This is a genomic window from Nitrobacter winogradskyi (assembly GCF_006539545.1).
Lineage (GTDB): Bacteria > Pseudomonadota > Alphaproteobacteria > Rhizobiales > Xanthobacteraceae > Nitrobacter > Nitrobacter winogradskyi_A.
Window position 1 is genome coordinate 13,243 of the sequence record NZ_BJNF01000088.1, and the last position, 26,700, is coordinate 39,942.

The following is a 26,700-nucleotide window of genomic DNA, read 5'->3' on the forward strand; positions in this document are numbered from 1 at the left end:
CTCCGAGAAGCCAGTCGACGATCATGCTGTCGGTTAGTAACGCCGAACGAAAGCCGCCTAGAGAAGTTCGGACGAGGGGCTGCGGTTCTGCTTTGAACCTCACCCGCCAATTGCCGACGCCTTGAGCGGGGAATCCCGTGCGCCTCGCAATACTCTTGCTGGCTCAATTAGTTCTGCTTCCAGGCCTCGTGATGTGCTGGCCAAAACGCCTCGCCGTACCGAACACGAGCCCGCTTCTGTTCGCCATCTGGTTCTTTCCTCATCTGCAAATCAAGGTGAGAACAGATCGCATCCGGTACCAATCAAACAAGTGTGCGAGAAATGGACGCTTTAGCGTAAGCGTCTATTCCTGACACGTCATCTTAGTTGAGGATAGTTGCCGGGCGCCAGTTCCATGGCAAGAGCTGATCGAGCCGGCTCATGGGATGACCTGCCGACATGCGTTCAAGGATGTCCTTGAGATAGGTGAAGGGCTCGACGTCATTTAGCTTTGCCGTGGTGATGAGGGAGCAGACTGTGGCCCAGCGCTGAGCCCCGCCATCTGATCCGGCGAACAGGTGGTTCTTTCGTCCGAGCGTGACCGGACGAATGGCGCGTTCGACGGTGTTGGTGTCGAGCTCGATGCGGCCGTCATTGAGGAAGCAGCAAAGAGCATCCCAGCGGCTTAGGGCATAGCGAGTGGCATCGGCGAGCCCGCCGCGCGGCGGGATTTGGGCGAGTTGCATTTCGAGCCATGCTTTCATCGCCGTGACCAGAGGCAACGACTTTGATCGACGCATGCTTTGCCGTGCTTCCGCGGTCTGGCCGCGGATGGCGGCCTCGATCACGTAAAGCTCGGCGACGCGTCGCAGCGCTTCGGTCGCGACAGGCGAGGCGGTCGCCTGCTGCACCTCGTAGAACTTCCGCCTGGCGTGAGCCCAACAAGCTGCGAGCTGGATGGTGCCGCCGTCGCGAAGCCGATCGAACCCGGGATAACCGTCGACCTGAACGATGCCGCTGAAGTTGGCCAGATGAGCAGCGGGACGCTCAGCCTTGCGATCCGGACTGTAGAGATAGACCGCGGCTGGCGGATCCGGTCCGTTCCAAGGCCGGTCATCGCGGGCGTACACCCACAACCGGCCAGTTTTGGTGCGGCCGCGGCCGGGATCGAGTACCGGGATAGGCGTGTCGTCGGCGAACAGTTTCTGCGATGCAAAGATGTGTTCAGCGAGCTTGGATTGAAGGGGCTCCAGCCACCAGCAGGCGCCGCCGATCCAGTTCGCCAAGGTCGAGCGGTCCAACGTGACGCCCTGCCGGGCGAAGATCTGGCTCTGCCTGTAAAGCGGGAGGTGATCGCAGTATTTGGAGACCAGAACATGGGAGAGCAGAGCCGGGGAGGCCAGCCCTTTGGCGATCGGCCGCTCTGGTGCTGGCGCTTGATGGATAGTCCCGCAGGCCCGACAGCCATAGCGCGGCCGGCAGATTCGGATGACCCGCAGCCGCGCCGGTACATGGTCGAGCATCTCGCTCGTCGTTTCGCCGATCAGGTGCAGTATGCCGCCGCAACACGGGCAGGTTTGATGCTCAACATCGAGCCTGACATCCTCGCGGGGCAAGTGCACCGGCAGGCTCGGGCGCTCGCTTTGGGGCCTCGGGGGACGGCTCTCGGCTGGCGGAGGCGGAAGGCTAGTTTCGACGTGCGCAAGATCGGCGTTGAGGTCTTCGAAGCCGAGTTGCAACTGCTCGTCATCGAGCCGCTCAGCCCGGCGGCCGTACTGGTTGCGCTGCAGCCTCTTGATGATGAGATTGAGCCGTTCGATCTCGGCCTTCGCCTTGCTGAGGCTGATGCGCTCGGCTACAAGCGAACGCACCAGCTTTTGCAGCGTCTCCACGTCGTCGGGCAGTGCGGCGAGATCGACGTTCATACGAGAAGAATCTAACTGACTCGCACCGTTCTCGCCGCATTTCTTGCATCATCGAGTCAATCGGTCGCAGATCATCCGGCAATTGCCGGACGCCAGCGTTGCTCAGGCGCGCGCCAATCGACACCTTCGATCAGCAGCGACAGCTGTGCTGAGGTCAACGACAGCGTTTCGCCAGGCGCAATGCTCGGCGGCCACAGAAAGACACCATGCTCGAGCCGTTTTGTGAACAGGCAGAAGCCGGTGCCATCCCAGTAGATGATCTTGATAAGGTTGGCCCTGGTGCGACCTCGGAAGACAAACAGATGTCCGGTAAATGGATCCTGGTGCAGGACGCCTTGCACCAGCATCGCGAGACCGTCGATGCCTTTGCGCATATCGATGTAGCCCAGAGCCAGGTGCACCTTTACGTTTGGAGGAAGCAAGGCCGTCATGGCATGGCCCTCTCGGCCGCAGGTGTCGCTCCGTCGGCGATCTGCACAGTGACGAAGCCCAGCTCTTTCGCTGCGGCAACGTCCTGCTTCCATCGGCGCAGAACGCGCGGAGCGATGCCGTAGCGGCGCGAGATCTCGCTGCCGCTCGCACCGGACCGTATCATCTCTTCAAGAATCCAACGCTTGTCGGCTTCGCTGAACCGTCGCCGATGCCCTTCACGTGGTCTTGGAACAATGGGCTCCGCTGCCGCCGAGGAGGGATAAGACCCCGGACTTACGAGGGGACTTAACGGCGGACTAAGGGGAGGACTTAAGGGGCGTCGTCGATACAACAGCTTCCGCTTGGGCGGCTGTGGCTCCACTTTAAACAACGATCGCCAGTTGCCAAACGCCTTGAGCGGAATGCCTTGCGCTTCACAATATTGACGTTGATTCAAGTCGCTACGCTTCCAGGCCTCGTGATGTGCCCGCCAAAAATCCTCGCCTTGACGCCTCCACCCTCGATGTTCGCTCGTCATGCTGTTCTCTCCATCTTCAAATTGAAGACAGGAACAGATCGGGGTCGCTAACGATCGAACAAGGGTGCGAGAAATGGACGCTTACGCATTCCCTGATCCGTTGCTCAAAATTCCCTGCTCCGAGCCTTCAAATTCCCTGCTCGGCAAAACAGGGAATTGACCCGCAAACCCTTTGAATCCTTGTGCGAATAGCTGGTCTGTTAGGCCATCCCCGCCGAGATTTCGCAAAATTCCCTGTTATTTTCCCTGCTAGCAGGGAATATGCGCGCCGAGACTCGTTCGCATCCGACTGCCTCCGCCACCAACAAAATCAATCACTTAAAGCATAGATCGGCTTTATCGGAAGGCGCTATTCCAGTCAGGGGTACGGGCCGGGGTATGGGTATTCATCCGTTGCTATCCGTTACCGTCCGCTATCATCCGTTACCGTCCGCTATCATCCGTTACGGTGGAAGGTCGCAGAGAGTAGAATCAGATCATGGGATTCGTGCGGGCAGGGTGCTCGGTAGTCAGAATATCTCGCGCGCGGCATGGCGAGGGGTGGCGGCAACCATCTCGAGTCCATTCGTTGCACAATAAACCAGCGGGCGGTGCCTGCATCAGCGAACCTGCTTCGCAATGCGCTCTACGGCCCCAATTTGATCCAGACCGGCGCATGATCGCTGGCGTTGTCTTCGCCTCTGAGTCCCAGCCCTAGTGTGAGGTCAACTCCACTCGGTATTCAGCGTTACTTGGCGTCAGCTCCGTAGTTCCTCTCGGCTGAATGCATTGCTTTCTCAAGATTGATTGAAAGCTGATTGGCTGCCGCAGCAAAGGGATCGGTGCACCACTCCTTAGGCAGGCCGCGCCGAATACTTTAGCTTCTCAGCAGCATATTGCTCTCGCATAACTTCCATAAAGAACTGGACCCGCTTCTTTCTGACCTTCAAACGACCAATCGTGTCACGGCTTGAATAAATCTGGTTTGTAAGACCATACAACTCATTCCAGGTCGACTCCCTCGGAATGAACGTGTCCATCATAACATTCTCGACGAACATCATGCTCGACATGAAGTGTCTCACAATATAGCCACCAAGACGACTGACTATATAATTTGACTCAAACGTCGGCATCGAGTGAGAGACCGTATGCATGAACCTCAAGCTACAGAGATCAGCCAAAACGCGAGTTGTTGCGCTATCCCCAAAACCAACCTCACGCACAGCCCTTTGAATCTCGAGACCTTCGAGATAGCGAAAATTCGATTCGCTGCTGTACTGAACAGCGGCTGCGAGTACGAACAGTCGCAGCAACTGTGCTTCGGTTTTCGCGAGGCGACTATCGAACGGATTACCCAGGACTGAGGTAGCCTCGGAATAAACCGTATTATTGCCGAGCATAATCGCGCGGAGCGCCTCGTGTCTCGGCATTACATATTTTCCAGTCTGCTGATAAATACGAAGCGCCTTTCCGGATACGGTCCAGCCGGACTGCAAAAATTCGCGAGTCATTCTTAGCGCCAGGCGAATATCGCCCGTCGCAAGAACATCAATGAGCGTGCCGATTTCGCTTCCTAGAACAGAACCTTGAACGAGATCGATGACAACGCGCAAGTCGGCCACTTGAACATCTGCACCATTCTCGGCAGTAAATCGCCCTGATTTATCCTGAAGGAGATGTAGAGCAACAAAAAAACGTTTCGACAAAACGGACAGGACTTGAGGCGGATCGATAGTAACGGGGTCGAAATCGAACGCGTCAAAAATCGGAGTATTTCTGTGCCGGACGAACGTTGTCTCACGCATTGCGCAAATCAAACTCACGCTTAGTTTTCGAGCGAGAGCCATGGCATCCGCAAAGATGCTGGATTGGACCCCCTCGTCCTCGAATTGATCGATATTGTCGATCACGAGAAATACCGGGACATTTTGAGCAGCGTAAGATACTAGCTTCTCGACATAGGGCTGCGTCTTTTCATAATCACTCATTATCAACGCACTGATCCGAGCGTTCTTCTCCTTCTCATCGCCTGAGATCAGAAATAGAGGACCTTTGAACAACTCTTCTATCTCTGACGCATAAGCATGTTTGATGCAGCGATTATAGTCAGACAAGAAGGGGTCTGCGCTAATCAATTTCTTCAGCGCCTGCAGAATATAATCGTGTGCCGACTCTTCCTTCGAGAAGGTACGGAAGTCGATCTGCATCCAGTAGGCGTAGGACTGGTCTGCTCGTTGCTGAAATGTTTCAGCGGTCTCAATCTTGTGAGTATACTCCAGAAACGTTGTTTTTCCCGCGCCAACTTGACCTAGGACCAAGATGGCGAGCGGCCTAGCTCGTGAAGCAGCGTCAGAAATTATTGACCCGACTTGGGGGTTTTTGTCGTGTAATGGCCGGTGCGGTGCCTTCGCGGTCGCGCTCTCCTTCCGAGCCACATGCATCTTGATGCGGCTGTCGAAGCGCAGTCGGTCAGGCGTGTTTACGTAACACTTCTCCAGCAGATCAGGGTCTGCGTTTACGATGTCCTCCGTGAATGCCGAAGTGACAGCGTCTTCAATGAGGGGAAACAAGCTGTGTCGGCTTACTCTCGAGAACCCAACCTTAAAATAACTATTGAGGCGCCGCGCCTCGATTTGGTTCTCAACTCGTCCTAACAGCTCATGCTCAAGACGCCCGCTAATAACCGAGGCTCGCGATAGTAAGTCGTAGAACTCAGCGTAGTCATCTTGCAGCGCGGACCGAAGACTCGGGAATATAATAGCGGAAGAATCTTGAAATTTTACTTGGTCGGTGCGCGTTGCCGGGAAGATGATCCAAGCATCTCCGTTCGTCACGATTGCAAACGGTATGCTTAACTTCCGCGCGTAGTCTCTGGCCTGTATGATTGCATCGCCGAGCGCATCTTTGACTAACTTTCCGTTGAGCTGAGCGCGCCTAGTGTTTGGCACGTTGTCAAAGCAGACGCCGACTTTCTTCGCTTCTACAACGGCAGCTGTCATTCCAGTGCGGATGACATAATCGGCCCATGTGATCGAACGATCTTCGCTGACCCGCTCCTCGGGAGCGATATCATTATGCGTCCAACCGAGCACACTATAGAGCACGTCATTAATTACTTTGAGGCGTGTCGCCGCCTCGTTAGCGTGGTGAAAGAGCAGGTGGTCATATTGAGCAATAATTTCCGCTGGAGTGGTCACAGCAGTGGTTTCCCGCGAGTCATGAGACAGCTAGCGGACTGGAACATGGCTTCCGAAAAAATTAAAGCCCCGGCGACTTCTCGCAGGGGCTCTTCGCTCGATATTCAATCATAGCGGTCACCAAGAAGATACTTCTTTAAAGTTTTTCTTGACAAGAAGCAAGCCCGTAATGATTCGCGGCAAAATGCGAGTAAATTTCTGAAATAATTTGGCTTTCTGTAACCGCTCCCGACCTTGCCTTGGCAGACACCGATCAAAGGGTTTAATGGCCACCGGGCGCGCGCCTCCAGCAAGAGGGCATGTTCGTAGCTAGCCATGGGAGCTTTTCTAGGCTGCGAGTCATATGGCCGCCCGACGAATGGCGTGCGGTAATGACACTTCCCAAGATTAACGCCGCCGACAGAGCAGACAGCGACAACCCGCTTATATCGGTCAACGTCCACGCCCTTGCAGCTAACCGACCTACCAGCATTGAAGCGAGCTAGCTCGTTCGCAGCCTTCGCACCGCAGCGATATTGCAGGCTATCGTCGCCACGACAAAGCTGATCAGACTCGGGCGCGTCCACGCCTGATAGACGAATGCGCTGCCCGTGAATTTCGAGTGTATCGCCGTCAATGACGGATGCTTGACCGGTGATTGTTTCCGCGAGCGCAGGCGAGAAGGCGAGCGTGACAATCGCTGCGATCAAAAGCCGCTTAAGTCCTGAGTTCACTTCGCATGATCCATGGCTTTCCACTTACCGTCGCGGATCGCCAGCATGACTTGCGCCTGGGGCGTGAGAATGGGGTTCTGCTTGCTCGCTGCGAGCACGGAGTTACGCGGATGCCAGCCGTCGCTTTCAGTCGACGGTTTGCATCACTGCGGAAATCGCGCGCGCCTTTCTTGATTTGGCCGGCTGCACCGCAGCTGCGACCATCGCGTCGTATTCCGGCAGAGTATCAAGCGTGTCTTTGGCGCGGACGTGGACGACCTTGTAGCCATTCGCCTTGAGCTGGGCCAGCAGTTCCGGCATGGCAAGGGCGGTCCACTTATGCAGATCATGCATTAAGATAATGCCCTTGCCCTTCTTTTTGAGCTTGGCCATCGTCAAACTCACCAACACGTCAGGCTTCTTGATTTTGAAGTCTTCCGAGTCGATATCAATCGAGAATGCCGCGACATTGCGCTGAGCAAGGTATGCCTTGAGATTGCCGGTTTGCCGCAATTGCGGATAGCGGAAGAAGGGCGCGATCGGCGTACCGGCCATCATCGCCACAGCGCTCATACCTTTCTCAATTTCATCCTGTGCTTCTTGCGGCGATTTATGAGCAAGATTTTGGTGCGACCAGGTGTGCGAGCCCACCGTGTGGCCCGCTGCGATCACTTGTTTCAGCACTTCAGGGTGCCAGGTGGCGTGCTTGCCGATCGAGAAGAAGGTCGCCCGCAAGCACTCAGCCTTCAAGGCTGCCAGCACCGTCGGTGTCGTCACCGGCCAGGGACCGTCATCGAAAGTCAACACTACCTCGCCGGGTTGTAGGAAGTCGTAATCGCGATACTGCGACGTACCAAAGCCAGGCCCGCCCATTGTGTCGATCTGCACCGTGCGCGACACGCCTAATGCATTCGGGTTGTTGCAGGCGGGTTTGGCGACGACTACTCGCTTCTTAGGCTCCGGCGCTGCTTCGGCTTCCAGCACGGCGACTTCCGGTGCAACTTCTGCGATTGCAGTATGGCGTTCCGCGCCCGGTTTGGGCCAACGCGCATCAATTGAGCCGGTGATTAGTTCTGGCTTCGCAGTGGGGGTCGTCTCGACGGCGGTTGAACCGAGAAAATGTTTTACCGCGACCGCGAAGACGCTGCCGCTTGCCACGGCCACAGCCGCGACGATCAGAACAGGAAACCGACGCATGCTGACTCCGCTGCACAAGGCAGGATTGCTCAATTAAGGATGTCCGCGCCACCATCCAGTGAAATAGTTAATCGAGCGTATGTACGAACTGGCGTCAGATTTATTTACTTCGGTACTGGTGATCGTATGCGGTCTGTGCTGCTCTTCGGCAAAGGCGACGATGGACCTGAGCCTCGCGAAGCAGTCGAATGCACAAGCGCGAATGCGGCGATACGAAGTGCTGAGCGAATGGCGCGGATTGAGGGGAATGTCGGTGCGGTGGCATTTAGCCGTACAGGCGATCCGGGCAGCGGTGAGTTTGCGGACGCGGTTGTGTTGCGGTCGTTTGGCGAAGTGCCGGATGATTTGAGTGACTTGTGACTAATCGATAAGTCGAGGTTGCTCCGTGCAAAACTCGTTGTCATCTCTCCTCATTCGCCGTCAGCTCATGCATTCTGCTGGCTGAACTTCGGTCGCCAAGCGCGCGCATCGAGCGACCAGCGACCTGATCCGGACAGCAACATGAAGATTGCGCTCATCAGCATCGCCCAGTCGGTGCGAGTCTCGTGAGTGAAGCTCAAGAAACCATAGCGATTGAGGTCGCGGAGACTGAATATCCACCAGCTGCGGCCTAACAGGATTGGGATTTTCGTGGAGATGATCGCCACGATCATGATGACGATGATCGGCACGGCCGCCGCGCGCGAAGCATAGCCGATCAGAAACATGATCCCCGCAAGCATTTCAATCACGCCAACAAACGGCCCAAAGAGCTCCGGCCAGGGAATGCCGATCTTGGCGAACCGGCCAGCACCGAGAATGTCGGCATGCGTCAGCTTCTGCAGGCCTTCAGGAATGAACACACCGGCGAGCGAGAGGCGGACGGAGATGGCCCAGGTTGTTTCGCCGGGAGAAAACCACCAGGACTGATTCATGAAAGCGTACTCCTATTCGTTGTTGCCCAAAGGCGCGGCGTCAGAGTCTTCCAAGCCAGTCCGATGAGAATGAGGCCAAGTCCCGCAGCCCAGATCGTGACCGGCACCCAGAAGGCGAGAAACAGGCACGCGATCAGCCCGATGATCGCGACCCAGCGCGGATAAAGCCGGTCCTCAGGCGGAAGCCTCAGCGCCGCGAGATTGGTGATCGCATAATAGGTAAGGACGGTGAACGCGCTGAAGGCCCAGGTCGTCTCGACGCTGCCGATCAGGGCGAGGCCGCCAACCGCGATGCCGACCAGGATCACGGCACCGGTCGGAGCGCGGCCGTCGCCCGACAGGCGCGCGAACACTGGCGGCGCATCGCCTTGCCGACCCATGGCGAGCACAACGCGTGACAGGCCGATAATGAGGTTCAGAAGTACGCCCAGCATCGCCATCACCGCACCGATTGCAATCAATGGCGGCAGAAACACCACATCGAGCGCACGAGCGACGGATTCGAGCGGCGTGGCACGCTCGAACACCGATCCAGCGAAGCGATCTGCCCCGATCGTGCCGATCGCCGTGACCGCGACGAGAATGTAAAGCACTGCTGTCACCGCCAGTGTGACGATGATCGCATGCGGGATGGATGTGCGCGGCTCCTTCACCTCCTCGCCAAGCGTCGCAATGCGCCCATAGCCGGTATAGGCGACGAACATCAGCGCGGTCGCATAGAAGAAGCCTTGTAGCGACGGCCCGTCTTTGGCCGGGATGAAGGGCGAGAAATTGCCTGCCGAGCGTAGGACGCTGGGCAGACCGAACGCGACGAGTGCGCTGAGCGCCAGCAGCGTAACCGACACGATAGCAATGTTTATCACGCTCGATCGCTTGAGCCCTGCGAGTACGAGCAGCGTGAACAGCACCACCGCGCCGAACGCGACCCACGGCATCGCGGATTCTCCGCCGCCGACGAAGCGAAGAAGATAGCCAGAAAATCCCAGCGCCGCGGTTGCTGCTGACGCCGTCTTGGCACACAGGAACATCCAGCCGGCCGTGAACCCGAGCGAGGGCGTCAGATAGCGGTAGCCATATTCATAAGTGCCGCCGCTTACCGGGTGGGCAGCGGCAAGCTGCGCACTCGACAGCGCGTTGCAGGTCGCAACAAGTGCAGCAAGCAGGATCGCGAGGATGGTCGCGGGGCCGGCCGCGCCCGCTGCGATACCGATGCTGACGAACACGCCTGTCCCCACCATCGAGCCAAGGCCCAGCATGGTCGCATCGCCGACGCCAAGATCGCGCCGCAGCCGCTGGGGATTTTCATCGGTCACTGTCGAACGTCGTCCGCAGGCCGGGCAAGATCGATTACAACGATTACAAGCTGATCTTTCATGAAGGGAATTTGGTTCGCTTGGTAAAAGCCTCAAGCACGCCTGATTTCAGATTGGTATCGACAACACCCCAAACGGGCTCCAAGCGCATTTCTTCGGTATTCGCTGGTCGATGCCATTTCGATCGCAGTGCAGACGACTTCTCGCAGTGAGAAAGGTGCAAGTCCGCGTTCCAGCGCAGCGTGGACGCGCCCGAACCCGTCGCCCACTTCTCGTATCGACTGATCAAATCGGCGGAGCCGTCGTGTGTCGAGAAATCCATCTGAAGCATCTGCATTTTCCTCGACGGCTGCTCGGTGACGAGTTTGTGGGCGAGCAGGAATGATATGATCGGCAGCACACCCATAAGGACGGTTGGCTGTGTTGTATACAATCATATATTCCGGATAGGAGCATGCGCCGATCAGCCTTCGGCACTGCGTAGAACGTGGCATTCACGAATACCCGGAATTGCGGAAAGTGTCCGTCTCTCTCGTAGAGAAATATCAGCCAGAACAGATCCAGATAGAGAAGCTGCAATTAGTATAGCTCTAAAAACGATCTCTATTTTGCGTGGCACTCATCAATCAGACTTCAACCCATCGAGCAAGATAGAACAGGTCGGCTCCATACACAGCAGGCTAAGTTTAAAGACGGCGCCGTGCGACATCATTGATAGTAACAGTCTGGCTCTCAAACACGGTGCGACGGGGTACGACACTACTTTGAATTGGGCAGGATGAGGAAGACCCGCTGCCCTCTCCCTCCGGGACCCGTGAGGATCGCGTTGCGAGCGTCGGCGTTTCTGATATGAGCATCGCGATCTCCGCGTCGGGCAAGTTCCTCGCCCTGTGGCGGCCGATCTCTCGATTTCCGTACGCGGGCCAATCGCCGATCGCCTTTCAAGGCTCACCTATTTGGGCCCTATCGAGTTCGAGCAAAGAACATGAGCTTTGATCTTTCGACCGCCTTACCCAGACTCGCTGACTTCCGGCGAGCCGAGTAGCTCCGCGAGCCAGCGGCTCGAGGGATGCAGTTCGCAGAAGGTGAGAAGAGCGATCGTAATCGGCACACCGATGAAAGCGCCGAATATGCCCCACATGTAGCTCCAGAAAAATACCGAGAACAGCACCATCGCCGGAGAGATCGAAAGCGAGTTACCCGCGATGCGCGGCTCGATGTAGCTACCGACGATAAATTGGATGAGATTGAGACAGATGAAGACCGCCACCACCGCCTGCCAGGACGAGAACTGCGTCATGGCAAACATCGTTGGAAACAGAGTTGCGACAAGAGGGCCGAGAAAAGGGATGTAGTTCAACGAGAAAGCTATCAGCCCCCACTCCTCGGCAAGTTGCAGACCCACCGCCTTTGCGAATCCCCACACCAGAAGACCGGTGACAACGCTCATCCACGTTCTGACGATCATGTAGCGGCGAATCTTGCGCGCGGTCGCCAGGCTCCCCTGCAATAGCAGATTTCCGACGTCGCGATTTCGCATATTGCGCAGTTTCTTCTCGAAATCGTTCACCTCGAGCAGGCCCAGCGTCACGTAAACCAACACGACCAGCCAGAAGCTGACCGTACTATTGATGCGTCCCGTGATCGTTTGAGCAAATCGCAATATCCAGCTTACATTAAACGTATCCGACCAGACGCCGGCCGCCGCCACGCCATGTCCTTCGAGCCAGACTATGATGTGATCGTAAAATGCCTGAAAACGCGCGGCATCACTCACGATCCAACGGCCGACCCGACTGAAAGCCCAGCCGATCATCGATCCGAACGCCAGAAAACCAACGCCCATCACAAAAACACTGATGGCGAGTGCGCCAAGCCGAGGCAGAACAGTCTGCAAGATCTTCTGCAGCGGCCAGACAAGGGCGATAATGAAAAGTCCGAAGGCGACGGGCGCCAACACCGATCTCGCCACCGACAGCGCAGTAAGGACAGCGACAATTGCAACCAGAACCTGTGCGCCGCTGTGAACCTTCTGACCAGTCATGTTTTCATCCGAAAGACGGCCGTTCGCTGTTCAGGCGATACGATGGAGCGGTCCGTGGGTTCGTCGCCAGAGTTGTGTCGAGTATCGTTTCTCAAGCCGCCACTTCGCTTCTGACTCGAACTGGACGAGTGTAGCTGAACGGTGGGATATTCAAGAGATGCGCCCTGCAGTTTGTACGATTTGGGGAGAATTGGAACAGGAATTTCAGCCAGGTAGATCAGACTACCATCTGGCGAAGGACGATATATTCGGGCAACATTATCTGCCAACGCGAGATGGACCTCGTGATCGAATACATTTTTATCCCAACCGAACGATTCTACCGAAAGACCGGTTGCGGGATCTGACGAAAGACAGGCTGAAGATTTCCGAAGCGAGCGAAACTTTCTGCATGATCGCTGGGTTTGGAGCGATTGCACCATTATCCACAAATCATTATCCACAAATCATCGTCTCAATCTTTCTTTGGATCGGCAGCGCGTCAGCCGCCTGATGCGCATGATCGAAGGTGGCGAGCAGGGCAGGTGCCTTGCCTCTTCCGCGACGATCTTTCCGATATAAGACGCAGAACACACCAGCTTGCGCAACTGGTCTGGCCATGACGCCGGCGACGATGGATAATCCAGCCAGCGGAGTGTAGTAGAGAGTTCAACTGACCGCACCTTCAAAATACGTGATAGGCAATGTCCAGTGTAACTGCAAATCTTGGAAAGGCGACGGCCGCGTTGAACGGCGGCCGAATTCTCCTGGGAGCTGTTTTCTTTGCAGCTTCGCTCACGCCGTCGCTGATACCACGGGACGAATTGATTCAGGGAGCGCTCTCTGGCGGAGTTTTCGCGATCGGATATGCACTCGGCTCTTTTTTCAGTTGGCTGTGGTTTTATCTGGAGTTTCCCCGGCTTAACGACCGCGTGCGGCTGCCACTTAATGCGCTGGCGCTAGCCGGATCTGTTTTCATTGCTTTGGCAGCGCTTACACAGGCGACAAACTGGCAGAACTCAATACGCGCTGTGATGGCGATGAGGCCCAGCGAAGGCACATGGCTGTTGATGCTATGCGTCGTCGCTGTCCTTACTGCCACTTTTCTGTTCGTGATCGCTCGACTGCTACGGGCCCTGACAACCGTCGTCGCCTCGCGGATGTCCAGGCTGGTGCCGCGACGGGTCTCGAATGTCATTGCGGTGGTTGTCACCGCACTTCTGGTCTGGTCGGTCGCCAGCAACTTTATCGTGCGAACCGCCCTTAACGTGCTGGATTCGTCGTTTGCCGAATTGGACAGGCTTTTCGAACCCGAGCAGCCGAGGCCGGCCGATCCTGAGAAAACCGGGGGTACGCACTCGCTCATTGGGTGGGAAGAGCTCGGCCGCACTGGTCGCCGCTATGTGGCGTCAGGGCCAAGCGCCGAAGAGATCCGTGCCTTCACCGGTCGGCCGGCGCTGGCGCCTGTTCGCGTTTATGTTGGCCTGCGCGGCGCCGACACGGCGAAGAAGCGCGCCGAACTCGCGCTCAAGGAATTGCAACGGCAAGGCGGCTTCGATCGGGCTAATCTGGTCGTCATCACCCCGACCGGGACCGGTTGGGTTGATCCGTCGGCGATCGACAGCGTCGAATTTCTGCATCATGGCGACGTCGCCAGTGTCGCCGTGCAGTACTCTTATCTCAACAGTCCACTCTCGCTCCTCGTCCAGCCTGATCTCGGAGCGGAAGCGGCGCGCGCACTCTTTCTGGAGATCTACAGATACTGGACCTCGTTGCCGAGAGACAAGCGCCCGAAACTGTATCTGCATGGATTGAGCCTGGGAGCGCTGAACTCGGAGAAATCCGTTGAGTTCTTTGAAATCCTCTCGGATCCGATCAATGGAGCTCTCTGGTCCGGCTCTCCATTCGGCAGTCGGCTTTGGCGTTCATTCACGGAGGGTCGCAATGAAGGCTCACCGGCGTGGCTGCCGACGTTCGGTAACGGCCAGTTGGTTCGATTCATGAACCAGGGGGGAGCAACGCTTCCAAAAGACACGCCGTGGGAGCCGCTGCGAATTGTCTACCTTCAGTATGCCAGCGATCCGATCACCTTCTTCGATCTTCGGATCGCTTATCATCCACCGGCTTGGCTTGCGGATCCTCGCGGCCCCGATGTCTCGCCGAGCCTGCGCTGGTTTCCGATCGTAACGATGCTTCAGGTCGCGATCGACATGGGTTTCGCCAACAACGCTCCGATGGGATTCGGCCACGTGTTCGCGCCTGAACACTATACGGACGCATGGGTAACGCTGACTGATCCGCCGGGCTGGACGCAAGATCAACTCGCGCGGTTAAAGAAATATCTGGCGAGCGAGGCTCGAAAGCCTGATACCGACCTGGCGCCCGCGTATGAAGATCGCGGTGGATGACGCCGTCGAGCCGCCGATGCATGCGTGCCGCGGTATCGCTGCCATCAGATGGCATTCAATGATACGGCTGGCGAAGCGGTTGGCGCGGTTGAGATCGTGCAGGATTGCGATGACGGCCGTGCCGTTGCGGGCAAAAGCAATCGGACATCGCAGCGCCTCACAGAAACGCCAATGAATCGATCCAAACGTTCTCTCCGCAGGATAATTAATGGGTCTTGGACGCGCGTTACCTGGTACCGCCCTTCAGAATCGATCGGATATCCTCATCTGACGGTTCGTACTCGAAGAAGCGCCGGTAAAAGGTGCGCACCTCGTTTTCCATGTCGAACTGTTCGAACAGCTTGGGATGGAAGAGCTTCGCGGTCCACAATACGGTCAATGGCTGCTCGATGGTTCTTTGGCCCCACGAATGGGCGCCGATCGGCGTGGCATAGACTTTCCCGTTGCGGACGGCGTTGAGCTTCGAAAACCTCTCGTCCTGATAGACTACCGCCACCTGCTCCGGCGTGTTGACGATGAGAATGTCCGGATTCCAAGCCAATACCTGTTCATGGGAATATCGCGCATTGCCACCCTTTGCCATTGCGGCGGTGACGCTCACTCCGCCCGCTTCTTCGATCCACCAGTTGGCGATGAGCAGGGGGGTCGTCATCGTGTTCGGGTTGAAGTAGAGCGCCTTGGGTCGCGAGTCCTTCGCAACGCCCTCCAGGGTCCGGCGAACGCGATCCATCGTGGCATCGAAGTAGCGGAGATAGTCTTCGCTCCTGGGCGCGCGGTCCACCACGCAGCCGAGAATCTCCATGTTCTTCCGGATGTCGGACGCATCTCTCCATTCGAGGTATACGACAGGAATCTTCGCGGTCTCCAGCGCCCTGATCCCGAGCAGGTTCATGGTGAGCACCACGTCCGGGGAAAGCCTGACGAGGGTTTCGAGGCTGACCTCGCTGTTAGCCTGTCCCTGTAGCACCGGCCGGTCGGCCAGATAGGGAGCGATGGCGGTTTGCAGCCGCCACCGGTCCGATTGCGTGAACCGCGGAGGCAGGGAGTTCACGATTTTCTTGCCCGCGCCGAGGGCGAAGAGGTAGCCGTTGAGGACAGGAACCGAACCCACGGTGGCGATGCGGTTCACGTCTCTCGGCAGGATGACGGTCCGTCCGGCCATGTCGACGACGGATTTCGTGTGCGAGTCGTGCACGTCGCAGGTGGTGGATTCGGCCGCCGTCGCCGCTCCCCAGCAGGCGCCCCACATGCAAAGCGCCATCGCCAGTTTCCGGAGATGATTCTCGCGTCCTTTCGTCATCGAGTCCTCGCACGTTGCTAAAAATGCGCCGCTCCGGAGGAGATGCTCTCGGAGCGGCTTGTCGCTTTAGCGTTTTCGAGTGAAGCGGAATCCGGTTCGCGTGGAGAGAACGCGTCAAACTAAAAAGCTGGAGTCTTTCACTGTTTCCGTGAAGTGGTGAGAGACTCACGAGTCTGTTTCAACTGCGTTGAACCAGACTCGTCGCTTGTTTCTGTTTGAGCATGATCTTATCGGAAAACCGGTTTCCACTTTTCGGGATCATGCCCTAGAAGTTGTAGATCAAGGTAGCAAAGAAGTTACGCCCGGGAAAAGCGTAGGAATCGTTTGGGCCCGTACCCACGGGGCCCAGATAGGAATAGGTGGTGTTGAAGAGGTTGTTGGCGTCCAGTTTCAGATCCAGGTTGTTCGTATTCATGTCCCCCAAAAGCCGCTTGCGCAGGCTCAGATTGGCCACGGTGAAGCGTCCGAAACCGGGAATGGGACCCAATCCCACGTCGGCCCTGCCGCCATACTGCAAGCCGTAGTAGTTGAAATTCAGGTTTCCGGAGAATTGCCAGGCCGGATAGTTGAAGCGGATGCCGTAGTTCATGACGGTGTCCGGCATCCGGGTGATGGGCCACCATGTCCCCGCCGGCCCCGGCGCGCCTTCGAAGATTACCTCATCCTTCCTGATCATGTGGGTGAGGTTGGCATACGGCCGCACTTCCATGTCTCGTCGTCCCAAGAGACCGGCTACGTTGGCGCTGACCTGAACTTCCACGCCTTCCTGGATGCGCTTGTCGACATTCAAGAGCATTCGCGCGCCCGAGTTTCTTCCGTCGGACAGGTAACCCGGATAGATGAAGATGTTGTCCTTCACCTTGTAGTAAAAGTACGTGCTGGAAAGCCTCCAGTCGCCACGGGCCATGTCGAAGCCGACTTCATAGGCATCGGTGAATTCGGGCCTGAGACGGGGATCGCCCGGTGCGCCGTAATCCTCGTAGAAGCTGCTGGCGAAAAGCTGCCGCCCCGACGGCGCGCGCCAGCCCTGGGTGTAATTGGCCCGCAATTTGAGCCAGTCCATCGGCAGCCAGGTCGCGCCGAAAGTGGGTGCGATATGGTCGAAGCTTCGGCTGGTGGGAAAAGCTTCCCGGGGGAGCCCTCCGAAATAGTTTCTAAGGCCGGGAGTCCTGTCATAGTGCTCGTCGCCGACCGACAGATCCCTTGCGCTCGCATGCTCGTATCGCACGCCGCCGGAAAGGTTCACCGCCCCGTCCCAGAGCTTGAGCATACCCACCAGATAGGAGCCCATCAGGGTGGTTGTGCTGGTGGGGTGCATGGGGAAGCCCTTCCCGCACCACACGGGATCGGCGAGGGCGTGGGTGCAGGGGTTCGCCAGGGCGTTGCCTCTGGCGGTGGACGAATTCTGGACAAAGTAGTGGATGTAGTCCATGCCGCCGGTGAGGTCGAAGAGGTCGGACGTGTAGGTCAGGCTGCCCTGGGCCCGGTCCGATGTAACGTCCTGCCCCTTCGGATATTGGTGCATCATCGCATTGGTGGCCTGCCAGGTCTCGTAGAGGTCCCGGCCCTTGCCCACATTCGCCCGCCATGAGAAGCGGCCGTCCTCGCTGGCGCCTTCATAGTTCAGATGGAGGAGCTGGGTTTTCCTGTCCGTATAGTTATTGCCCCGCAGTACTCCTTCCTCGTCGATGTAGGATGGCCGGTGAGCCTTATCCACGCCGTAGTGGTAGCCGTCGATCCCGATGCGGTGCAGGCCGTCGATCGTATAGCCGAAGTTGAAATTGAAACGATTGGTGCCGTCGGTCCTGGTGTTATGGACCCGGTTGCCATCGCCGTCCGTGTAATCGCTGCGGATGGTTGAGTACTCGTAACCTATGGTGTAGTCGAAATTGTTCTCCTGGCCGCCGACATCCACACCGGTCCGGTAGGCGTCATAGCTGCCATAGCCCGCGCGCATGGACCCGCTGAAGGAGTTTGGGCCACCCCGCTTCGTGATGACGTTGATGATGCCGCCGGGGGAACCCAGACCGTACTTGAACATCTCCGCGCCCCGCAGAACCTCGATCCGCTCGACGTTTCGCAGGGCGATCTGCCGGACGCTGGCCACGCCGGAGCGTCTTCCGTCGATGAGGATGAGCACCTTGCCGTTGGCTTCCGTCATCAGGTGCTCGGTGTGGAAACCGCGGATCACAAGTGTGTTCTCGCCGTGGTCATTCGGCGTGGCTTCTACCGGGAAGCCCTGTTCGATCAGGAGCTCGCTCAGATTGTTGGCGGATGAACTCCGGATGGTTTGCTCGTCGATGACGAAGGTGCTGGTGGAGGTTCCCCGTTGCCGTGGGGTGAAGGCGCTGGTGGTGGTCCCTCGCTGCTGCGGGGTGGTGGCGCCGGAATTCACCGTTACTTCGGGCAACACCGTGACGTCGTTATTCTGTGCCAGAGCGATCGCGGGCGGTAACAGGAATGTTGTCGTTACAAGTAATAAGCGATGTTTCAAATTCATTCTTCCCTTGCCACTAGGTTGGAAATCAATTGCTGTCTGAGGAGCGGAGTTGATGTTGCGGCCATCGGCGGTGGCAGCAGATCCACACGAGGGACGTAGAGGCGGTGGATCGCTTCCAGCGGCGCCGCACTTTGAGGATGCCCGTGGCCGGGAGCGCGCCCCATCAGCGCCACCTCGCGCACCTAGGCGGTAAGCTGCGCTGGTTGCCGGTGGCCCCCGCGCGCAAGCGGTTCGCTGCCGGCCATCACCGTGCCCCGTCCGGGCCACTGCAGGCTCCGCATGACCTTGAGCAGGGTGCTCTTGCCGGCGCCGTCGGTGCCCAGCAGGCAAGGCCAGATCGCCGACGGAAAGAGTCAGGTTGGGCCCCGGCAGCACGGGCCGGTTGCCGTAGGCAGAACAATTGTTCTGGGCGACAGGGTTCACGTCCACCCCCTGCGTACGCGGTGGAGAACGATGAGGAAGACCGGGATGCCGAGGAGTTCGGTGACGATGCCGATGGGCAGTTCGGCCGTGAACAGGTTGCGCGCCAGCCCGTCGGCGAACAGCAGGAAGGCGGCGCCCAGGCTCGCCGCCGCCGGCAGCAGGCGCGCATTGCCCGGCCCCACCAGCAGCCGCGCGAAATGCGGCACGATGAGTCCGATCCAGCCGATCATGCCGGCGATGGAAACCGTCATGGCCGAGATCAACGTCGAGGCGGCGATGGTTGCGAGGCGCACTGTCGTCACCGGCACGCCCAATGCCCGCGCTTCGTCGTCGCCCATGGAAAGCGCATCCAGCGCCCGGCCCATCAGGCAGAGCAACAAGATGCCGGCCGCTATGGGGACGGCGGCCCAGCTCGTGTCGTTGACATTCGCGTGCCCCAGGCTGCCCATCAGCCAATAGACGATGGTCGGCAACTGGCTGTAGGGATCGGCGACGTATTTCACCACCGTGAGCAGCGAGGCGAACAGCGCTCCGCTGAGGATGCCGCCGAGGATCAGCATGATGACCGAGCCGCCGCCGAACAGATGGGCGATGCCGACCCCGATGCCGACCGCGGCAAGTCCCGTGACGAACGCGCCCGTCTGAATGAGCAGCCAGTTGCCGTCCAGGAGAATGCCCAGCGCCGCTCCCGCCGAGGCGCCGGCCAGCACGCCCAGGATTCCCGGCGACACCAGCGGGTTGCGGAAGAGCGCCTGGTAGGCCGCGCCGGAGACCGACAGCGCGGCGCCGATGAGGATCGCCGCCAGCACGCGTGGCAGGCGAATCTCGATGATCAGGTTGTAGAGCAGGGCGTAACGTTCCGGCTCCATCGAGGCGAGCCCCGTGGTCGCCACGAGGAGGTGCATTGTTTCCCAGGTCGACAGTGGATAGCGGCCGAACGAAAGTGCGGTCAGCGCGGCCACTAGCGCCAGCAGGGGTGCGATGAGCCAGCGTACGCGCGCGGGCACCCGGGCGGGAGCGATCGTCGCCGATGCGGACACGATCTCAGCCACTCATCAATCCCGTAATCCGCCTCGCGTACGCGGCAGGCGCGTGCCAGAGCCCGCGGAGGAGCGAGCTGCGGTGTCTCTTCCCCGCCCGCGCGGTTCGGCATTGCCGAACCAGGCGTCCAGCGCGCTTAGCCGTGGTACCAGTGCGACCGCGCAATTTCCCGATGCAGCGGTGCCGGGAGGCCAGATGGCGATCGGGATGCTCCGTGACCAACGGCCTCGTGGTCATCGGTGCCGGCATCCCGGCGACAAATCCTGCGCCCGCCGCTTCCAGCAGCACGGCATCACACTGGCGGTTGCGCGCCTGCCCGAGACCAAGCGCGGCTTCGTTCTCTTGCCGAGACGCTGGATCGTCCGGCGTTCGTTCGCGTGAGCCGCAACGTGCAGACGTTTCGTCAAGGATTACGAACGTCTCCACATAATTCTCGAAGGCTTCCACACCGTTGCCTTCGCCTGCGTCATGCTCGGGCAGGCTGTCTAAATCGTTCAGGTGCATAACAGACTCTGGATTGGCTGAGACCATATCGTTTAAGTAAATTCCATCGAAATATATGTATAAATATAACGTAAAGATGCACTAATCAACGATACTCGATAGAGCAAAGCATGCGGTAAAAAGTCTCAGATACTATCTGATGGGTTGCTTGCGCTCATTGCTCAGACATCGTCACGCAGTGCCACTGATATCCATTCTCCAGCCACATGCGTGGATGTCGATTTACTTGACGACAACACGCTGTTTCCGGCTGTGTTGTGTCTCGACTGTAGCCATTTAGCTTCCAGTAGCTCCACACGGCGACGCGCAACGCGCCGCTCTGTTCGCGATGTGTGTGAAGATTCGCTGTACTCTCCCGGTACAGCCATCTGTCGTCAAACGATCCGCGCGCGCTCAAATCAGACGTGGATTGTTTTCGATCAGGCCCTCGCGTTCGGCACGCGCCTGTCGGCGAAGGTTGCGCCAAGGCGCGGCGCGAAAAGTCTGCAAGCGGTTCGCCGCCCAGCCAAACTTCGCTCCGTTAGGGTTTCAAGAAGCCCAGCAGGGTTGCGCAGGGTATAAGCCTCGGAAAATGGATTCGGGTTGAGCGCATCGCGCTTGCAACCATTCCCGGCATAATAATCATAGCAGTCGAAATGCGCGGGAATCGTGCTAACTGCGCGGCGACACTTGCGCGGTCTGCCTTGACTCTGCGTTCTCGATGTCGACCTGGACCGAGGCCCACCAGTTTTCAACCCGGTCGGCTTCGGCGGGGAGCATCAGGAAGAGTGGGGCGGCGAACTGTGTCCACGCTTCCATAAACACCGGCGACACCGACGTAAGGATCGGCACCCCTGCGTCAACCGCAGCCATGAATGCACCGATAAGACCCTGGCGGTCTGCTTCACTCTTGGCAAACCGGTTGAGAACCACCAGGTCGCAGCCCGCTGCAATGTCTTGGCACACTGCTTCGCAGGCCAGCGCCAGGCCCGCGCTGTCGAGATGACATGTGGTCGAGCCGGGTCCGAGGTCTTGAAAAAGCTGGAAGAGGCGATTGTCCGATAGGCTTTGCAAGTAACCTGCGCCGCAGGCGCGACCGGCCAATCCGTGCTCGACCTCAAGCACGCCGACAACGCGCGCTGACGTGCGCCATCTCATGGCAAGAGAGCGAAGAAGCGCCTGCACATCCACGCCAGCGGCGCCCTGAAGAACCGCGATAGCCGGAGTGGTGGTCATTGCTTGCCTCGTGAACTGAGCTGGCTGACGGAAGCTTTCCCACTCTGTGTGTGGGAAATAATTGCCTCGCCAACTACCATGACAATGTATTCATACGAATATATCAAAGTCCAGCATCTATCACTGGTCTGTCCTGTTTGCGTGATGATTATAGATTCTAGCATGTGGATTACGGCATATTCCGTAGAATATATTCGTTGGAGTCCGACAACGAGAATTGCCGAACCGATGAGCGTTTCTTCAACAAGATGACCTAAGGTCCGCCACCTGCAAGGAAGCCATATTCTGGAAGGCGTCGCTGCGCCTCCGGAGACATCAGGTAAAGCGCGAAGCGATAAGCAGCTTTCCCGCGATCCTTGTTCTCGCTCGTCACCAGCACAGTCAGCCCATAGTTGATAGGCATCGTGAGTGGTCGAGGCACTTCGATCCTCGTGGTCACCACATCCGAAGGCTTTTCAGTTTTTATCTCGATTTTTGTATGTGAGCTGCAGTACCCGATGAAGACATCAGCCTCGTGGCGCGAAAAAAAGTAATGCACTGCGGTTTCGCCCGCGGGCAACTTAGGGCTGGTTGGTCCGCCAACCAGCTGTCGCGCGTTCTTGACGAGCCTTTCTTTCGCTCCGGCGCGAACGGTCTCTGCTCGATCAAAAAATTCTTGCGCGTAATCACCACCCGGATCTGCGCCGGGCGTCGATGTGCCGATCTTTATGGATGGGGCGAGTAATTTATCGAGCAGAGTGTCCTGCGTGAGGCCAAGCTCTGAGCGGCCGGTCACGCATAGTCGATTTCTGGCGAAGATGACGGGGTGGGTGCCGGCGCCTTCCTGAAAAAGTCGCTGCGGATGCCGCATGTTGGCGGAAACATACACATCTGCGCCGCCTTCCTTCCGAATTCTATCCAGAAGCAGACCGGCCGGGCCGAATGTGAGTTCAAATCTCTGACCCGTCGCCTTGGTATAATCGTCTGCGATCGCGGCGAGGACGCCGCGTGTGCTTCCAGCTGCAAACACCCGTAAGGGGAGCATCTGTTCCCGCGGCTGTTCCTGTGCGCCTGCTCGGGATGTGCCGATTGCCACCAGGGTGAAAACACTCGCACATGCGATTGCGATGAATCTGGTCCTCATAGTTCAACCTGTAGCGAAGCACGAACAGTCCGCGGAGCGCCCAACATGCCGGTAGCTGAACCTGTTGCGTTATATCCATTTTGAGCGGCCGGTGTCACATTGGCCCAATAGTGGAGGTCCGTGACGTTGAAAACGTCAAACCTGAATGTGACTGGCTTCCCGGCAACGAGCTGCGCATAGCGCATACCGAGATTGAGGACAGCGTAGTCGGGGACAAAGGACGTGTTCGCGTAGTCGGTCGGACGGTTCGTCCCATAATTGACGTTCGCGGTGAACGTCAGCCCTTGAACAGCAGGAACATGATATTCGACCAGACAGTTCATAACGAATTGCGAAAGGCCCAGAATGCGTCGGCCATCGGTTTGAGGTGAGCCTGTATTGTACAGCCGGGGGTCAATGAACGTCATTCCGCCGAACACCGTCCATTCATTATTGATGGCTCCGGACGCCATCAATTCAACGCCACGGTTGATCTGCGTGCCTTTCACGGAAAAAACGTTATCCGATCCGGTGTAGGCATAAGGCCGTTCGATTCTATAGAGCGCGGCATTCAGGTTGATGCGCCCCAGATCGAACTTGGCGCCGAGTTCATACTGATTGCTTCGAAAGGGAGCCAGAGCCTCGCCCTGATTGATTGTGCCCGCTGGCGCGCTGTCACCTTGCTGCAAGCTGTTCGCGTAGGTGACATAGGTCGTTACGTTTTCGCGTGGTTTGAACATAATGCCGCCGAGCGGACTCCATCCGCTGGCATGATAGCCGCCCGTGAGGCTGCCAACGCTATTGTAGTTGGAGGTGTTTATCCAGCTGTTGCTGACTGCGACCAATACTGACCATTGATCGTTGAGGGCGACGGTGTCGCCGAGCGTGACCGATTGCTGGAAGGTGTATACGGATCGGTAGCGATCCTTGAAATCCGGAAAGTTCGGCTCGCTGAAGACCAGGGGATTGCCGAGGCTCGCGTTTCCGACAGTGATCGCTCCTCTGGTGAATGGCGTGTAGCGATTCCAAAGGAATCCGTTGGTGGCGAGAAACAGATCGTGCTTGATCGGGCCTGTCTCAAAGCGGCCATTCAGGGCGGCTTGATTGCTGTCGACGGTGTCGAGACTGAAAGTCGTCGTTGCTGCTGTCGTTACGAAATTCCCGGCGTTGCTCCTGATCGTATTTGTCGGAACGGTGGAGGCGCGATCGCTTGTATTGCGCGAGACTCCCACGGAGAATCTCCAGTTCTCGTTGATATCATGCTTGATGCGGCCACTCAGAAACGTTGTCTTATTGTCGTCGCCTCCCCACGGTTGACCGTAACCAACCCGAGTAGGATCGACGGCGGCGGGAAAAACGACGTTGTTTGCAACCGCAAAAGTTCCTGGAAGCCCTCTCGTCAGGTAATTATAGATGCTTGCATTTGTCTCAAGAACCGTGTCGGGGCCCAGGCGGATATCACCGCCGAAGCTGGCGAGCTGTCGTCGCAGCCGTCCATTGTCGACGTAGCTTGTGCCATCCTGATCGAGAAGATTCAGTCGATAGCCGAAGCGATGCTCCGGGTCTGCGTATCCGCCGATGTCCGCGTGCGCTAGCCATTGGCTCTGAGAAAGATAGCCCGCCGTTAAACGGTGCAAAGGTACGGCAGTCGGACGCTTCATGACGTAGTTGAAGGTTCCACCCGGTTGAGCCGGGCCGAACAACGCGCCGGCGAGCCCGTTCAGCACGTCAATGCGTTGAAATTGTTCGATCGGATAGTCAGTCGTTGCTGCAATATTCAATCCATCGATGAGGGTATTCTGGACGACGCTTGCCTGAAGGCCGCGCGTCTGCGGACGAATATTTTCTCCCTGAACTGAAGGAATGAATCGAAAGGCTTCACGGACGCTCTGAATCTGCCGATTCTCAGCAAATCCTTCAGATACGGTGTTGACCGAGAACGGGGTGTCGATCAACGGTCGCTTGCCCAAGGGTCCGAGCTCGACGCGATTGACCTTGTAATCGCGAGTAATGTCGGCATTAGCGTTGCTATCTGGGCGACCCTGCACATCGATCGTCGGGAGTGTGATGTCTTGAGCCCATGCATTTCCATATAGAACCATCAGGATCGGCAATGAAAGTAATGTGCGAAAGTGGAAACGCGTATGACAACGATCCGACGGCATCTGGTCTTCCTAGGCTATAAGCATGGATATATATGTATGCATATAACGAAGGGGTTGCATAGGATGTGCAACGGTACAGCGCGCGAATTTTGTGATGGCGATCTGCTGATTGTTGGATTGCTCAATTCTGGGTTGTAAATCCAGCGCAAGCTAGCGACGTGCTCAGCTCAGTTTCCATGAAGAGGTGAACGACTCTAGCGGTCCGCGCGGCGTTCCTGGATTAAGGACGCGTGAACAAAAGGTCCGCAAGCTCGATCTGCGCAACAGTATTCCTGGCGCGATGGACGGTTATGCGGGCGCGCTTTCACTGGCGCGCGTGACACGCGGCGCTCGCTCGCGCACATGTTCGGTCCTGAAGCCGAGTCCTACGAGGCGGCCCGCCAGATGAGCAAGGATGGGCCATCGGGCGATACGGCGCATGAAGGAGGGCGGCCCGTCCCGTCGTCCGTTATCCGCTGCTTCACGCTTGCGGCGGGCGCCCTGCATCATCAGCTGCACTTTCTGCGTCGCTTTTGTCGGGAACGACCGCCGCGCCTCGACCGCGGCTAAATGCTTGTCCGCCAGTCCACCGTCGCGTAGCGGATCGGCGAGAATATTTGCGGTGGCGACCGCATCCTGAATAGCAAGGTTTACGCCGAAGCCGCCGATCGGCGACATTGCATGGGCGGCATCACCAATGCAGAGAAGGCCCGGCCGCCACCACCTCTTCAAGCGGTCAATGCGGATGCTGAGCACATGAACATCATCCCACGACCTAACCTCGCTTATGCGTTCCGGCGGCAGTGGCGAGATCGAAGCGACAGCTGCGCGGAATGCATCAAGGCCCGTAACCTTTACGTCATCGAACGAGCCCTTCCGGACGACGTAGCCGCATTGCCAATAGTCGCCACGGTCGATCATGACAAATCCCTGCCGCGGTCCGCCATGGCCCATGACGTAGGGTGGGTCGTCGGGCATGTGCGAGAGCTTCATCCACAGCACGTCCCGCTGGCTTCCAAAGCGCTCGATCTGCAGGCCCGCCTTCTCCCGCACGATCGAATTACGCCCGTCGGTTCCGACAACCAAACCGGTCCTGATGTCCAGGTCGCCGCCTGTTGTTACGGCCCGCACTCCGACGATTCGGCCCTTCTCCTCGATAAGCTCTTTCACCTCCGCCTGCATGATCAGCCTGAAGTTCGTAAACTTGGCCGCCTCCCGCGCGACATAGTCGAGAAAATCCCATTGCGGCATGAACGCGATGAAGCGACACTTCGTCGGCAGGCGCGAGAAGTCAGCAATGGTGATGTCCTTACCGTCGATCTCGGCGTGCAATCTCGGAGCCTGCGTGTGCGGCAGCTTCAGGAGGCCCTCAAGCAGTCCGAGTTCATGCATCACTTCGAGGGTGGAAGGATGGACGGTGTCGCCGCGAAAGTCGCGCAGGAAATCGCCGTGCTTCTCCAGCACGGTCACGTCAATGCCCGCGCGCGCAAGCAGAAGACCCAACATGAGGCCTGCCGGGCCGGCGCCGACAATGCAGCAGGTTCGATAAGTCATTTCTCCGGCATCTCCGTGCAAACTCAGCTGCATGTTTCCGGAGAGACTACCATACCGATCATTTTCTGTCGCAGAGTGTATCCCTGTAGGCATCCTGATCGCCCGTCGGATCGCTCACTGAGCCTGAGGCAACTGTTCCCACTGGGACGTGCCAGCTGCCGTTTTTTCAGATGCCAAGGCCAAGCTGACCCAGTGCCCTCCGCTTCTGATAGAATCAGAAGCAGAAATTTATGATTGGTTTGATCCGCTTCTTTTCGCGAACCGTTATCTCAATCCGCGCGCCGTGCCTGAAAACCCGCTTCGCTCGAAAACGCTATCACGGGCTTTATCCTAGGTCA

General features: G+C 57.8%; 21 protein-coding genes and 1 pseudogene. 4 read left to right on the forward strand and 18 right to left on the reverse strand.

The genetic code is table 11. The annotated features are described in order from the left end of the window. Nucleotides 1-362: 362 nt before the first annotated feature. From tnpC to NWI01_RS15340, 6 genes are all read right to left on the reverse strand, one after another. Nucleotides 363-1,904 carry an IS66 family transposase gene (gene tnpC / locus NWI01_RS15315; RefSeq protein WP_009800280.1) on the reverse strand — a complete coding sequence of 514 codons (1,542 nt, stop codon included), beginning with the start codon at nucleotides 1,902-1,904 and terminating at the stop codon, nucleotides 363-365. 71 nt (nucleotides 1,905-1,975) lie between these two features. Further along, complete coding sequence (gene tnpB / locus NWI01_RS15320; protein ID WP_009798194.1) at nucleotides 1,976-2,335, reverse strand: IS66 family insertion sequence element accessory protein TnpB; 360 nt, start codon at nucleotides 2,333-2,335, stop codon at nucleotides 1,976-1,978. Beyond that, nucleotides 2,332-2,853, reverse strand: coding sequence for an IS66 family insertion sequence element accessory protein TnpA (tnpA, locus tag NWI01_RS20115; RefSeq protein ID WP_083780429.1), 522 nt, complete (start codon nucleotides 2,851-2,853; stop codon nucleotides 2,332-2,334). Before tnpA ends, tnpB begins: the two co-directional genes overlap by 4 nt. An 833-nt stretch (nucleotides 2,854-3,686) precedes the next feature. Next, nucleotides 3,687-6,032 carry a hypothetical protein gene (locus tag NWI01_RS19400; protein WP_210242979.1) on the reverse strand — a complete coding sequence of 782 codons (2,346 nt, stop codon included), beginning with the start codon at nucleotides 6,030-6,032 and terminating at the stop codon, nucleotides 3,687-3,689. 104 nt (nucleotides 6,033-6,136) lie between these two features. Then, complete coding sequence (locus tag NWI01_RS19750; protein WP_244613805.1) at nucleotides 6,137-6,721, reverse strand: thermonuclease family protein; 585 nt, start codon at nucleotides 6,719-6,721, stop codon at nucleotides 6,137-6,139. Nucleotides 6,722-6,871: 150 nt separating this feature from the next. After that, nucleotides 6,872-7,921 (reverse strand): polysaccharide deacetylase family protein, encoded by a 1,050-nt coding sequence (locus NWI01_RS15340; RefSeq protein ID WP_141384846.1) that lies wholly within the window; start codon nucleotides 7,919-7,921, stop codon nucleotides 6,872-6,874. Between the two features lie 228 nt (nucleotides 7,922-8,149). On the opposite strand from NWI01_RS15340, the gene NWI01_RS20345 reads away from it, so the two are divergent. Next, nucleotides 8,150-8,281, forward strand: coding sequence for a hypothetical protein (locus NWI01_RS20345; RefSeq protein WP_375782185.1), 132 nt, complete (start codon nucleotides 8,150-8,152; stop codon nucleotides 8,279-8,281). A 65-nt stretch (nucleotides 8,282-8,346) separates the two neighbouring features. On the opposite strand, the gene NWI01_RS15350 is transcribed toward NWI01_RS20345, so the two are convergent. The 4 genes from NWI01_RS15350 to NWI01_RS15365 form a co-directional block, all read right to left on the reverse strand. Beyond that, nucleotides 8,347-8,835 (reverse strand): DoxX family protein, encoded by a 489-nt coding sequence (locus NWI01_RS15350; RefSeq protein WP_141384847.1) that lies wholly within the window; start codon nucleotides 8,833-8,835, stop codon nucleotides 8,347-8,349. Next, nucleotides 8,832-10,148, reverse strand: coding sequence for an APC family permease (locus tag NWI01_RS15355; RefSeq protein ID WP_141384848.1), 1,317 nt, complete (start codon nucleotides 10,146-10,148; stop codon nucleotides 8,832-8,834). The genes NWI01_RS15350 and NWI01_RS15355 overlap by 4 nt, the downstream gene beginning before the upstream one ends. Before the next feature lie 58 nt (nucleotides 10,149-10,206). Next, a complete protein-coding gene (locus NWI01_RS15360) occupies nucleotides 10,207-10,554 on the reverse strand; it encodes a hypothetical protein (RefSeq protein ID WP_181410516.1) in 348 nt (115 codons plus the stop codon). A 603-nt stretch (nucleotides 10,555-11,157) separates the two neighbouring features. Continuing rightward, complete coding sequence (locus NWI01_RS15365; protein ID WP_141384850.1) at nucleotides 11,158-12,192, reverse strand: AI-2E family transporter; 1,035 nt, start codon at nucleotides 12,190-12,192, stop codon at nucleotides 11,158-11,160. Between NWI01_RS15365 and NWI01_RS15370 the strand changes: the two genes are divergently transcribed. Both NWI01_RS15370 and NWI01_RS15375 read left to right on the forward strand, forming a co-directional pair. Then, nucleotides 12,191-12,685, forward strand: a complete 495-nt coding sequence (locus NWI01_RS15370) for a hypothetical protein (protein WP_181410517.1) — start codon at nucleotides 12,191-12,193, stop codon at nucleotides 12,683-12,685. The genes NWI01_RS15365 and NWI01_RS15370 overlap by 2 nt on opposite strands. A 190-nt stretch (nucleotides 12,686-12,875) precedes the next feature. Beyond that, on the forward strand, nucleotides 12,876-14,579 hold the full coding sequence (locus NWI01_RS15375; protein ID WP_141384852.1) for an alpha/beta hydrolase: 1,704 nt from the start codon (nucleotides 12,876-12,878) through the stop codon (nucleotides 14,577-14,579). A 226-nt stretch (nucleotides 14,580-14,805) separates the two neighbouring features. Here NWI01_RS15375 and NWI01_RS15380 read toward each other — a convergent pair whose 3' ends face one another. The 4 genes from NWI01_RS15380 to NWI01_RS15395 form a co-directional block, all read right to left on the reverse strand. Then, complete coding sequence (locus NWI01_RS15380; RefSeq protein WP_141384853.1) at nucleotides 14,806-15,879, reverse strand: ABC transporter substrate-binding protein; 1,074 nt, start codon at nucleotides 15,877-15,879, stop codon at nucleotides 14,806-14,808. Nucleotides 15,880-16,144: 265 nt separating this feature from the next. Next, nucleotides 16,145-18,379, reverse strand: coding sequence for a TonB-dependent receptor (locus NWI01_RS15385; RefSeq protein WP_141384854.1), 2,235 nt, complete (start codon nucleotides 18,377-18,379; stop codon nucleotides 16,145-16,147). Between the two features lie 182 nt (nucleotides 18,380-18,561). Next, a complete protein-coding gene (locus NWI01_RS20350) occupies nucleotides 18,562-18,717 on the reverse strand; it encodes an ATP-binding cassette domain-containing protein (protein WP_141384864.1) in 156 nt (51 codons plus the stop codon). Between the two features lie 81 nt (nucleotides 18,718-18,798). Next, nucleotides 18,799-19,854, reverse strand: a complete 1,056-nt coding sequence (locus tag NWI01_RS15395) for a FecCD family ABC transporter permease (protein ID WP_141384855.1) — start codon at nucleotides 19,852-19,854, stop codon at nucleotides 18,799-18,801. Between the two features lie 251 nt (nucleotides 19,855-20,105). Between NWI01_RS15395 and NWI01_RS19755 the strand changes: the two are divergent. Next, a pseudogene (locus NWI01_RS19755) lies at nucleotides 20,106-20,332 on the forward strand (IS5/IS1182 family transposase); the annotation flags it as partial. A 666-nt stretch (nucleotides 20,333-20,998) separates the two neighbouring features. Here the strand turns inward: NWI01_RS19755 and NWI01_RS15405 are convergent. From NWI01_RS15405 to NWI01_RS15420, 4 genes are all read right to left on the reverse strand, one after another. Next, nucleotides 20,999-21,562 carry a DUF2478 domain-containing protein gene (locus NWI01_RS15405; protein WP_141384857.1) on the reverse strand — a complete coding sequence of 188 codons (564 nt, stop codon included), beginning with the start codon at nucleotides 21,560-21,562 and terminating at the stop codon, nucleotides 20,999-21,001. Nucleotides 21,563-21,815: 253 nt separating this feature from the next. Then, entirely contained in the window at nucleotides 21,816-22,685 is an 870-nt protein-coding gene (modA, locus tag NWI01_RS15410; protein WP_141384858.1) for a molybdate ABC transporter substrate-binding protein, read from the reverse strand. Then, nucleotides 22,682-24,829 (reverse strand): TonB-dependent receptor, encoded by a 2,148-nt coding sequence (locus NWI01_RS15415; RefSeq protein ID WP_141384859.1) that lies wholly within the window; start codon nucleotides 24,827-24,829, stop codon nucleotides 22,682-22,684. The genes modA and NWI01_RS15415 overlap by 4 nt, the downstream gene beginning before the upstream one ends. A 288-nt stretch (nucleotides 24,830-25,117) precedes the next feature. After that, nucleotides 25,118-26,362 (reverse strand): FAD-dependent oxidoreductase, encoded by a 1,245-nt coding sequence (locus NWI01_RS15420; RefSeq protein WP_141384860.1) that lies wholly within the window; start codon nucleotides 26,360-26,362, stop codon nucleotides 25,118-25,120. Nucleotides 26,363-26,700 lie beyond the last annotated feature (338 nt).